At 42.5% G+C, this 11661-nt stretch carries 11 protein-coding genes; 1 reads left to right on the top strand and 10 read right to left on the bottom strand.

Annotation, left to right across the window (positions count from 1 at the left end):
* Positions 1–49: 49 nt before the first annotated feature.
* The 10 genes from HMPREF2675_RS09540 to HMPREF2675_RS09495 form a co-directional block, all read right to left on the bottom strand.
* Positions 50–670 carry a DUF2238 domain-containing protein gene (locus HMPREF2675_RS09540; protein WP_070814893.1) on the bottom strand — a complete coding sequence of 207 codons (621 nt, stop codon included), beginning with the start codon at positions 668–670 and terminating at the stop codon, positions 50–52.
* 108 nt (positions 671–778) lie between these two features.
* On the bottom strand, positions 779–1768 hold the full coding sequence (locus tag HMPREF2675_RS09535) for a phosphatidate cytidylyltransferase (RefSeq protein WP_070814892.1): 990 nt from the start codon (positions 1766–1768) through the stop codon (positions 779–781).
* On the bottom strand, positions 1765–2472 hold the full coding sequence (locus tag HMPREF2675_RS09530; RefSeq protein ID WP_070814890.1) for a lysophospholipid acyltransferase family protein: 708 nt from the start codon (positions 2470–2472) through the stop codon (positions 1765–1767). The genes HMPREF2675_RS09535 and HMPREF2675_RS09530 overlap by 4 nt, the downstream gene beginning before the upstream one ends.
* 62 nt (positions 2473–2534) lie before the next feature.
* On the bottom strand, positions 2535–2909 hold the full coding sequence (locus tag HMPREF2675_RS09525) for a hypothetical protein (RefSeq protein ID WP_070814888.1): 375 nt from the start codon (positions 2907–2909) through the stop codon (positions 2535–2537).
* A gap of 2 nt (positions 2910–2911) precedes the next feature.
* A complete protein-coding gene (locus tag HMPREF2675_RS09520; RefSeq protein WP_210399858.1) occupies positions 2912–4198 on the bottom strand; it encodes a phosphatase PAP2/dual specificity phosphatase family protein in 1287 nt (428 codons plus the stop codon).
* Between the two features lie 91 nt (positions 4199–4289).
* Positions 4290–4790 carry a hypothetical protein gene (locus HMPREF2675_RS09515; RefSeq protein WP_283127823.1) on the bottom strand — a complete coding sequence of 167 codons (501 nt, stop codon included), beginning with the start codon at positions 4788–4790 and terminating at the stop codon, positions 4290–4292.
* Between the two features lie 347 nt (positions 4791–5137).
* Positions 5138–6880 (bottom strand): bifunctional alpha/beta hydrolase/class I SAM-dependent methyltransferase, encoded by a 1743-nt coding sequence (locus tag HMPREF2675_RS09510; RefSeq protein WP_070814886.1) that lies wholly within the window; start codon positions 6878–6880, stop codon positions 5138–5140.
* 101 nt (positions 6881–6981) lie between these two features.
* A complete protein-coding gene (locus tag HMPREF2675_RS09505) occupies positions 6982–8946 on the bottom strand; it encodes a DUF262 domain-containing protein (protein ID WP_070814884.1) in 1965 nt (654 codons plus the stop codon).
* The gene (locus HMPREF2675_RS09500) at positions 8933–10249 is read right to left on the bottom strand and encodes a DUF262 domain-containing protein (RefSeq protein ID WP_070814883.1); all 1317 of its coding nucleotides are present in this window, start codon (positions 10247–10249) and stop codon (positions 8933–8935) included. Before HMPREF2675_RS09500 ends, HMPREF2675_RS09505 begins: the two co-directional genes overlap by 14 nt.
* Positions 10250–10290: 41 nt before the next feature.
* The gene (locus HMPREF2675_RS09495; RefSeq protein WP_070814881.1) at positions 10291–11043 is read right to left on the bottom strand and encodes a PP2C family protein-serine/threonine phosphatase; all 753 of its coding nucleotides are present in this window, start codon (positions 11041–11043) and stop codon (positions 10291–10293) included.
* 231 nt (positions 11044–11274) lie between these two features.
* On the opposite strand from HMPREF2675_RS09495, the gene HMPREF2675_RS09490 reads away from it, so the two are divergent.
* Complete coding sequence (locus HMPREF2675_RS09490) at positions 11275–11559, top strand: PepSY domain-containing protein (protein WP_003684382.1); 285 nt, start codon at positions 11275–11277, stop codon at positions 11557–11559.
* Positions 11560–11661 lie beyond the last annotated feature (102 nt).

Genomic DNA, 11661 nt, shown 5'->3' with positions numbered 1-11661 from the left:
GCCGTCTGAAAATCTTTTTCAGACGGCCTTTTATTTTAAAGAGATATATTTAAGAGGAACCCAAACGTTTATCGGGGCGGGTAAACACAAAAATAAACAGCGAGGTTAATGCGCCCAAAGTATCGGCAAGCATGTCTTTTTGCGCGTCCCAAATATCGCCTTGAGAACCCAAAAATTCCAGTCCGGCTTCTCCGCCGTCGATGACGGCATATTGCCATTCGATGATTTCATAGGCAGCAGCCACGCTCATAATGAAGAACAGGGAGAAAAACAAAGCCAGCGGCCAAGAGCAGAGTTTGCGGCGCAGCAGCCACTCAGCCATCGGGTAGGCATAAAAGCCGATGATGTAATGGGCAATACGGTCGTAATGATTGCGGTTTTCGCCCAAAATCGGTTCAAAAAAGCGGTTGATGGATTCAAATGGCACATCGGCAAAAGTATAGTATGCACCGATGGAATGCATGATCAGCCAGAAACTCATGAATAAGTAGGCCAGGTTGCTGAAGCGGAAAATGCGGTAGGTGGCAACCAGAAGGAAGAATACGGATGCTACGGGGATGATTTCGGCGTACCAGACCTCGCGGTCATGGGGATTGATGCCTGACCAAACAATGAGCGCGAAGATAATCGTAGCAAGAAAAATGGGAAAGATTGGAGAAGGTTTATTCATGTTGTTGTATGTAATAACAATGGTCGCGTATTGTATAACGAATCGGCAGGGTTGGCAGTTTCATACATTCAAGGCCGTCTGAAAAACAGCTTTCAGACGGCCTGAAGTTTAGCCGTTCCAGAAATAACGGGTGATGTGGAAAAACACGGGTGCGGCAAAACAGATTGAATCCACGCGGTCAAGCATACCGCCGTGGCCGCGTATCATATTGCCCCAGTCTTTGACACCGTAATCGCGTTTGATGGCAGACATAACCAGGCCGCCAAAGAAGCCCATCAGGCAGACGATAAAGCCGATAACGGCCGCTTGGCTGTGGGAGAACGGCGTAATCGGTGCCATCAACGCGGCAATGGCAGTAGCCGACAAAATACCGCCGACAGTGCCGGAAATGGTTTTGGACGGGGAAAGCGAAGGCATGATTTTTGCACCTCCAATCAGTTTGCCCCAAACGTATTGCAACACATCCGATACTTGCACCACGCCAATCAGGAAGATCAGCAACAGGATATTGTTGCCGTTATTGAAGCCGTCCAGGTCCAGAAACATCAGCGCCGGAACATGGGACAGACAGAAGATGCAAATCATCGCCATCCATTGTGTTTTGGCGGCACGTTCCAAAAAATGCGCGGTTTGGCCGCTGAGGCTGGCAATAATCGGCAGTATCAAAAAGCCGTAAACCGGAATAAAAATGCTGAACATGCCATACCAGCCGTCATAGACGAAATAGTATTGCACCGGCAGCAGCAGGTAAAAGCAGACCACCATGCTGTAATAGTCGCTGCGGCGGCGATAGACGAGGGTCATAAATTCGCGCAGTGCGGCAAATGAAATCAGGAAAAACAGTATAACCGTCCCGATTTTGCCGAACCAAAACGCACCCAGCAACACCAGCGTCATCAGCCACCATGCGTAAATGCGGGCGTTGAGGTTGGCGATGGTGGCATTATCTGCGCCGTTTTTGCGCTTGAGCCATTGTCCGATGATGCTGGCAAAACACAATACGGCAAACACGCCGACAAAAATATAGCCGGCTTGCGGAGTCAGATGAGCGGTGGCTTGTTCGACAATGATTTGTTGGGAAGTCGTAGAAAGGCTCATGCTTGTCCTCCTGTGTTTTGATGAATTTCGGATTCATTTTGACGAAGATCGCTGCGGTCGTTTTCAGACGGTCTGAGTGCCAGTAGCGCTTCACGGCTGCGTGTCAAAAAACTGTCTTTGTCTTCGTTTTCCTGCAAGGTAAGCGGCTGTCCGATATGAACTTCACACAAAAGCGGGATAGGCAGGATTTTGCCTTTGGGTAGTACGCGGCTGATGTTGTCTATCCAAATCGGCACAAATTCGGTATTGGGTTTGCTTTTCGCCAGATGATAAATGCCGGACTTGAACGGCAACAGGATGGTGTTGTCGTCAGTGTTACGCGTGCCTTCAGGGAAAATAATCAAGGAGTCGCCTGCGTTCAGCGCGTCTTTCATCTGTTCGGTAATCGCTTGCGGATTATCGCTATGGCGCGGAATCAGCAAGGCATTGAAAACGTTTTGAATGATGAAGCGTTTGAGTTTGCTTGTCAGCCAGTAATCCGAACCGGCGACAGGGCGCGTGGACAAGCGCCAGCGGCGGGGCAGAGAAATCCACACCAACACAAAATCACCATGGCTGCCGTGATTGGCGTAATAGACTTTTTGGTGCTGATTGAATGTCAGCTCGCGCGGACTTTTAGGACGTACGCCCGTAAGAAAAGAGACCGACAGACACAAGGCTTGGTCGGTTAGCCAGGCAAGTTGTTTTTTGAGAAAGTTTTTCATTGTTTCTGCCTTTGGGAGTGAGATACCGCTAAGGATTCGATTTGAGTAAATCAGCAAAATAATCAAATGCTTTGGATAAGCAAAATTAAAAATTGGGCGGCGGTCAGGTATAAGCATTTGCGCCATAAGGAAAGTGCGCCGTTTATCCGTTGGGTCAAAGTACGGTTGCCTGAAATTTGACGCAAACCGTTTTGCTGTAAGGCGTGGTCGAAGTCTTCAGGCGAGTAGCAGTTGTCGGCAAAGTCTTGGAACACGCGGCGATCGAAGTGAACGCGGATATGGCAGTACAACAAAACCGCTGCCAAGACAAGTTGTACCGCAAACCATGCACCGCCATATTTTGCCGACAAGGCGAGCAGCAAGGCGTTGCAGGCGGCAACATAATGTGCGGTAGAGAGTAGGTGGGCAGTAATACGGCTGTCGGTTGCGTTGTCCATCATTATCCTTGTTTTAAACGGTTGGCCGCAGCTTCGACTGCCTGGGCAGTGGCCGGCGATAATACCATTTGCGGCCGAGCCTGTTTGAGTTCGGCCTTCGCTTGCGCCAAGTCTTTGCAGCCACCATAGGCCAGCAGCCACGTCAGCACCACTGCGGCACTTCTTCCATAACCCAAAGCGCAACATACCAATACTTTACCGTGTTTTTGGCGCAAGGTTTCCAATATCAAGGCCGTCTGAACCAAATCGTTTTCAGACGGCGTTACCATATCCAGTAAAGGCAGAGCACGATATGCTCCCTGATGGCTACGGCAGGGATATTCGGCGCATACATCCAATACCGCAGGCTGATGGTTTGAAATCCCTAAAACGCTGCCAATCCATACATCATGGTGGACTGGTACCGTTTTCGCTTTACCGCGTAACCAATACGCCATGTTTAGCCGTACGCCCACCAGATAAGGCAACAGCAAAACCGTCGTTGCTGCCGATAATTTACCGTTAGCCTGTTTTTGGAATACGTTTGTATTTCCTGTCAAATAGGCAAAAGCCACCATCATCAAAGACACGCTCATCCATATCAACCACAGCCACACACCACCCAGCAGCGCAGGTAAAGCCATCAAACACGCGCCAAGTAAATACAGCAGTGCAATCTTTCGTGAGCGTGCATGACTCAAGCCCATTTTTAACGGCGAAGCCATCTGACGCGGAAAAGCCCACAACACCAGCCAGCCGAGCAATGCTCCGGTTGGCACGTCAATAAAATGATGTTGATAAGTCGTCAATACCGACAAAGCAATCAGGCTTTGCCATAAGAAAAGCGGCAGGCGGATTTTTGGAAAACGCGCCCAATAAAATGCCCCCACGATAATTGCCAACGCAATATGCAAAGATGGCGCTTGGTTGTACGGCAAATCAAACGCAGCCAATGAATCAAACAGCCAGCCCGACAGCCCATCGGCAGGCGGTTTGGACCACCCGAAACGCAGCGGAAACAGCACGAAGCAAAGAGTTGCAATCAGTTGGGCAGCTACAAGGTGCGCTACATATCGGTTTTGTTCATGTGTATCACGGCAAAGGAAAAATGCCGCGGCATACATCAGGTTTAGCGACCAATAAGGCACAATCGTCCATGCCCAAAACGGAATATTGCGCTCCCATGCAAAAGCGATTTCAGGCACATAGTCCAGCGATGCCGCGTAATGATTGGACAGACCGTAGCTGGTGTAGAACAGGATACCGACTGAAATCAGCTTGAGTAGGGAGGTTTTGAGGGTGGGTTTCATGTTTTCATTTAGAACATTGCAATTCATCGCCATAATGGTCGGAACGCAGGCAAGATAAAGCGTTTTCTTTTGAGTGGTAATGGAATTCCTGCTATGGGCCATCAGAAGAAACAACACGCCAGTGATGAGGTGAAGATTGGTATTGTTTCAACGTGCCGTGTGCGCCTTTGATACAAAAATTCTGCACCTTGCCTGCTGCCAATATCCTGCGTTGTCTATTGATCGGTGTTGTAAATAAAGCAATAAGCTTAGGCACATCAGCATTTTTGGAAAATTTCATTTTGATGTAGCCATATCCTTCATTGGATTCGATGGTCAAAGCAGATAAGGGTTGTCCGAAAGCAACAGAATTTTTCAATTCAATAGTTAATACTTCACTTCCTGATGCCGTCTGCTTGTTATGGCTACGGAAAACGGATGTACGGTATTTCGTAGGTAGTCTGCCTATTTCAGACTTTTCATAGGGCAGGGCTTCCAAATCAAAAGCACAATCTCGCTTCATAGATTGCAATAACGGTGTCCAGTCAACCGCAGCAGCATGGCAGACAACTGAAAATGTGGAAACAAGCAGTAATGTAAGTAACTTTATCATTATGGGATTTCAACTTATTGAAATTCGAGCAAGCGCTCCCTAGAATTGGTATATCGTATATTTTTTCGGAGTAGGTAAGATATATGTTCTACTTTTTAAAAGTGATGCAAGGATGTCTCTGGATAGTCTATTCCAAAAATCACTTTTTTACTTTGTGAAGTAATACCGAATAAAACTCACATTTAGCAGTTATATCGATAGAAATACCTACACTACTTCTGAAGATATAACTACTTCATCGTGAAAAACGACGAATCTGTTTACATCACTCTTTAATTCAAAGCGAAAGATTTAAGCATCATTGAGGCCGTCTGAAAGTTAAAAATTTGTTCAGACGGCCTTTATTTTTATTTCTTCACTGCCAAGCTCACGGTGAAAATACCGTCTTCGTCTATCCATTGATGGATTTTTTCAAAACCGGCTTTTTCAACCAGCTGATCCATTTCCTGTTGACTGCGGCGGCGCATTACCCAGTTTGGGCTGCCTGCTTTGTGGCTGGTCAGGGCGCGGGCAATCATTTCCAGTTGCGGATGCCACGGCTGGCCGGTATAGATCAGGTAGCCACCGGTTTCAATGGCCTCGCCGAAGCCGTAGAGCGAGTTCAAAATCAAATCATTGTCGGCAAACAATTCATGTAGGCCGGAAACAATGCCCAGCGTTGGACGCGGTTGCAAATCGTGATAATTGGCGCGGTCGTAGGCATTGACTTCATTGAAGGTTACCGTGTTTTGCAAGCCGCGCTCGGCAATCAGCTTGCGACCGGCTTCGACATTAATCGGGCTGTAATCGCGCAAGCGTACGGAATCAGGCAATGTGTCGGAAGTCAGGGCATCCAATACATAGCGGCCATGACCGGACGCAATATCCAAAACGTGTACAGGTTTCCCTGCTTCACGCAGTTTGGCTGAGGCCGTCTGAATGGCTTTGCCGATATTGACTTTGCGTTGGCGGATGCCGCGCCAGCCGATGGCGTTGAGATAGTATTTGTCCACCCATACGCCGAAAGCGTTACTGCCTTGCGGTTGATTGCGGTAGACGTAATCCAGCGTGCTGCCTGAATCAAAACCTGTTTCTTGACCGATTCTTAAGCCTTCGCTCCAGCGCGCACCCAGTTTGAGCGAGGCTCGATATATTGCCCAAAATGCACCGCGTGGCGAACAAATAGGCAAAGGCGTAGCCAGTTCGTCAGCTTCGCGGCGGCTGTCGCTGTGCAAATGGGCTTGGGTTAAATCAACTGGTTGCAAAGGTTGGTTGAAACGCTCGCGGATAAAACGGCGCATTTCTACAAACGCAATTTCACGGTTTTGCTCGCCTAAAGTATCGTGGTAAAAACCGGGCAGGATATGGCGCTCTTTAATATGGCTGCCCAAACGGTTGTAGAAATCGTGTTGTGGTTTGTGATGAACGACCCAATCGCTGCCTGAAATCAACAGTTGTACAGGCGTAGTAATCGCTTGTGCATCGGCAACGACGCGTTCGGCCGCTTCATATAAACCCAGCAGGATGCGCACAGAAATGGCGCGGGCAATCAGCGGGTCATTGTCGTAGCTTTTTTGACGTTCGACATTGTGGGTCAGATAGTGGGCTTTGACGTAGCTGTTGACAAAGAAATTGCCACGCCACTTTTGCATGAGTTTCAAACCAGTACGTGCAAACGGAACATAGAGTTTGACTTTGAACGCAGGCGAAGCCAATACGGCGCAACGGATTTTCGGTGCGTAATCGTGCAACCAAGTAGAAATCAATACCGCACCGACACTTTGCGCAATCACGCAGATGTTTTCAGGTTTGATGCCGTATTCGCTTTGAATGTGTCGGATAAAATCATCTACATCAGCAACCGAAGTGCCAATACTCGGACTATCGCCACGTTCACCAGGGCTGTAACCATGACCGCGCGCATCCCAAGCAAAATAGGAAAAATCATCAAAACCCAACTCATCCGCCACAAACATCATCCGGCCGGAATGCTCATGCCCGCGATGAAACAGCACAATGGCTTTATCGAAAGAACCATCGGCAGCAGGGCGATAGCGGTAGAAAAGCGAAGTCCCGTCTTGGGTAGAAAAGAATTTTTGTTGTTCGGACATGAGAAACTCCTAATAGTCATATTTTTTGAACAGTATCATGACATATCGAATAAATGCAATGATTATCCGATAGACGGACGAAGAGATGTGTTAAGTGCCGATTATGGTTGATACGATGAGTCAGTCAGTGGTTCGTTTAAGATTTTTAGCATTTTTTCCTCATGATCTTTTATCTCACTTTCTGTCCAGTTTGGATAATTCATCATAATGGCTTGTTTCAAACTATCATAAGCAACCTCTTTTTCGTAATACTGCCGTTTCAAATTTGGAGGTAAATTACTTAAACGGGAATTTTTACTTTGAGATAACAAATAAAGATTGCCAAAATTATCTAAGACATTTGTATCTAATTTATCTAGGCGAGAATCTTGAGAGGGATTTTGTGGGTAATGGTGCTCAACCGAGCTTCTAAAACTAAATCTAAAATTTTTCCAGATAGATTGTTTCTTGTCTGAAAAGTCTTCTACTTTTTCCGGATATTTCCATAATTGATAATCCAATCGATTAAATACAAAATTTGGGACGTTTACTCCATCATTCCAAGTCTTATGTACTGAAGAGATGGTGTAATTATCATTTAAGATAATTTTCATAAAATCCCTGTTTCCATTGCAGTTGTTTTCAAAATAAAATTTATCGCAAAGATTTTCAAGAAACTGAATATATGTTTCTTGAGTAATACTTTTCTTATTCTCGAATAACCAACGCAATGTAGCATATAGCCAGTTTTTATATATTCGGGATGGATTAGAAACATGAAACATAGAAAGCAACATTATTGCGTTCTTAGTTTTGTCATTGGTTTCTTCAGTATCAGTGGAATTGCCATTGTCGATACCAAAAACATTTTTATAGGAATAATTCTTTGATTCTTCTTTTTTAATTTCCCATAAAGACCAATGCTCATTTTCTGAGCGTAAAGAGTTTGATTTAATAATATATTTATCAAATAAATACCGACAAGATAGCAATGTATCTATGAAATTTACGATCTTTTCTTTGTTCCAGTCTTCATTGTCAAAAGCATGCCAAAGTTCTTTTTCATCCAGAGAAATCTTTTTAAAGGTAACTTTGTTAATGCCGGTAGGAAATTTTTCTAGATAAATTTTCAAGATATGCATTAAGAAGTTAGGGAAATCAATAACAGAATTAAAACGCCCATCTGTCAGCCCGTTTTCTTTTTCCTGTGAAGGGTGGGGATGCTCCTTATCGTCTATTATTAATTGAAGAATTGATTGTTCTTCATTTGCGGGGCCGGTATCTGAATGTTGAGTCTTTTCTGCATCAGCAATATTCTCAATAATTTCATTAAATTTTGTTGGGATAGTATTTTCCCAATTCTTGCCAAAAATATTTTCTCTAAGTGAAGGGTTAATTCCCATTACAACATATCGGCTCATGTCAGAACACGCATCCCAAATTTTGGCAAAAATAGAGCGCTCACTATCTGTGTCTAAAACCTTCATCAAAGTAGCCTTGATAATCTCATGTTTTTCTAATTGCTCTCCCCGCGTATTCATAATTTCAAAGTAATGATTGAGGTCGGTGTCTTTGGGTACTTCGGTTCTAATAATTTTAACGTTTTCTTGTAAGAACTCTGCCAAACACCTTCCTTCTTTTTCTGTTCTCTCAGTTTCCCAATATTTTTTTATTGATTTTAAAGCATTTTTAAAAATATCAGGTATGGAGTCAGAGTCAAGATGTCCTAAGGCATAGTCGGAGTCATTTCTATGCTCAAAGTATACATTTCTAACAAAGGTATCTGATTTTAAGTAGTGCATTGATTTTAAGTAGTGCATGATTAAAGTCAGTGTGGTCAATCGTTGTTGTCCGTCTATGACTTCTAAATCTCCATTTCCTCTTTTATAAATGACTAAGCTGCCAATATAATAATTATTCTTATTTTTCTCATTTTTCTCATATGCATTCCATAGGTCTTGGATAAGAAGGCTGATTTCATCATCTCCCCATGCGTAATTACGTTGATAAATAGGAATAATATATCTGTCTTTATTCAATAATTCATTTATGGTTAATGTTTTTACGTAATTATTATTTGTTTTCATCTTTAATTTCCAAAATCTCTTTTATTTTAGGATCTACATGTTTTGAAAAATTGACTTTTTCGGTTTGTTGAATAAAACGCATGACTTGTTCGGGGGTAATGGATTTTTCAATATAAGAAATTAATCCAGCTATATCATGAACTTTATTTTCAATGGTCTTAAAGGTAATACGCTGAGATTCTACCCGAGTACGATAAGCCCATAGAAAAGCTTTTGTTATAAATTCTTCAAAATGGCTTGCTCCAAATTTATCAAAGTATAACAATACGGTACATTCAAATAAATTTCTAATGTATTTATCACCAGTTCGATAACTGTATTTATGATTGTTTAAAAAAGCCATTACTCCTTTTTCTAAATCAATTCCATTAATAGAATGAATTTTATCTAACAACCCATCCTTTTCTTTAAATAGTTTTTCATAGATGGCCGTATAATTTTCAATGTAATCAAAGAAATATTTTCCATTAATTAGCACTTGTGTGGCTTGAAATGCTGATATCGATCGATATAAAAATGGATTTTCATGTGATAATTTTTGTATGGCATGAGTAGCTAATATTCCATGTAAGTAAGGATAATCAACTTTTTCATGAACGCCTTTAAATGTATCTAATTCATCTGATGTAAATATTTCTGCATTCTCTTTATAATGCCAGCGGCGAAGTCTAAATAAGATATAGTTGATAATTTTATCTAAATTATTTATATCGTTAGACATTGCAGATTTTTCCCAGCGTTCGACACATTGGTGAATGACCTTCTCGTCTTTATCTCTCATGTCTCTTAAATGATAAGCTTTTAAGAGGTCATAAGATTCTAAAGGTTTGCCTCTGGCATTTTGTGAATCAAAAAATTGAAAAGCCTCATCTAAGTCATCTAATTCGATACAAACCATTTCACACCTGTTAAGGAGATAATCCTTAAATTTATTTGTGAAATTATAGTTTTTGAGAAAATTATAGTTCGTTGTAATATTATTTTTGCTGATGCTATGATTCAGTTTTTCTTCTAAAAGAGACACATCATCCTTCCCCAGTTTATGAAGCAATAACGAGAGTGTAATAAGCCGTTGTTGGCCATCTACTATTTCAGATATTTCAGAACAGTCTTTATCCTTATTTAAAACAATTGTGCCGATGCGATATATTTTTTTCCCCTCTCTAAAATTTTGGAGCAGGTCATCGATTAATTGTTGTACATTTTTAATTGTCCATTTGTATGGTCTTTGATAATTAGGGATACTCAAATTTAATTTAAATATGTCATCAATCTTGAGTATTTCTGCTTTTTCTATGCTCATATAGATACCCCTTAGTATGAAAAATAGGTAAACATTATAGACTACAATCGGCAAACTACTACCGACATATCATCATAAACTCTTTGTTTCGCAATTAATTTACGAAATACAGTCAGACGGGACTTATCGTTATCATATTGTTGCCAAATTTTTTCTCTTATTTCTTCTGAAAGAGCGTCGCTTAGGCCGTCTGAACAAAGCAGCAGGCTTTCTCCTGCTTTAAGCGTAAGCTCGACATGGCACATTTTGTCTTGGAAATCGGAATAATCTGCTACTAGATAAGAAGAAACGCCGCCATATATGGTGGCAAACCCTTCTTCTTTTTTATCCGACAAACCATCCAGCAATTCGGAGAGTATCGAGTGATCTTGGGTCAGTTGCTTCCATTTTCCTTGTGTATCAATCAAATAGGCGCGGCTGTCGCCTACGCTGATGATTTCGGTTTTGCCGGTGGTTTGGTCGATTTCGGCGGCAACAAAAGTGGTTGAGGAACCAAAATAATCCTCTGCCAACTCTTTAGATAAAGCGGTTTGTACATGATTGATGGTTTGACGGCTGAGTTTGGTTGTATGGCTTAATAGGTGCATGGCTGATTTGCTGGCTTTTTCGGGACGATTGCTATTGGAAATGCCGTCGGCTATCCCGATGATAAAGCGTGGACGGGTTTCAAGACGTGTTTCAGCGGTTTTGAGTTTATATTGAAACACTTGTTCGCCGTTAAAAAGGGCATCTTGGTTGTGCTGTTTGTTGCTGCCGATTTGTTGGCAAAAGGTGATTTCGCAAAATTTGTTCATGATTTGTCCGTTTGTTGGGTGAATATTCGCTGCAGGCTTTTCATTGTTTCTAACTCTCCGGATTTACACTTGGGCAATACGTTTGAAATTTGATAATTAAGGTTAAAGGCTGTCTGAACAGTTTTCAGACGGCCTTTACTGCGTTTAACCAAGCACTAATTAACTGCTAATTTTACTGTGTTTTAATACATCCATCGAAACCCGAATACACATTTGAAAAGGAAATCAAACATGAAAAAATTCTTATTGACCGCCATCGTTGCTTTGTCTGCTGCTACTGCCGGTGCCAGCGATTACATTGAACACAAAATCTACAGCGACAAAAACTTCGAGCAAAACCGTGCTAAAGCCGTAAAAATGTTGGAGCAACGCGGCTATCAAGTTCACGATGTTGAAGCCGATAGCCGTCGAGGCCAGCCTGTGTTGGATATCGAGGCTTTTAAAGATGGTCGTGAGTACGACATTGTTTTGTCTTATCCTGATTTGAAAATTATTAAAGAACGCATCGACTATTAATATTTTGATGCAAGGCGGATTGTCGCAGGACTTTGGGGTTCTGCGGCAGTTTGCTATTTAGGTATTTAAAGAATGTAAGCGGCATGTAAATTACCTAAAATA

It is taken from the genome of Neisseria sp. HMSC061H08, from assembly GCF_001836795.1.
Lineage (GTDB): Bacteria > Pseudomonadota > Gammaproteobacteria > Burkholderiales > Neisseriaceae > Neisseria > Neisseria subflava_A.
This window is presented reverse-complemented; position numbering and strand designations above follow the sequence as displayed.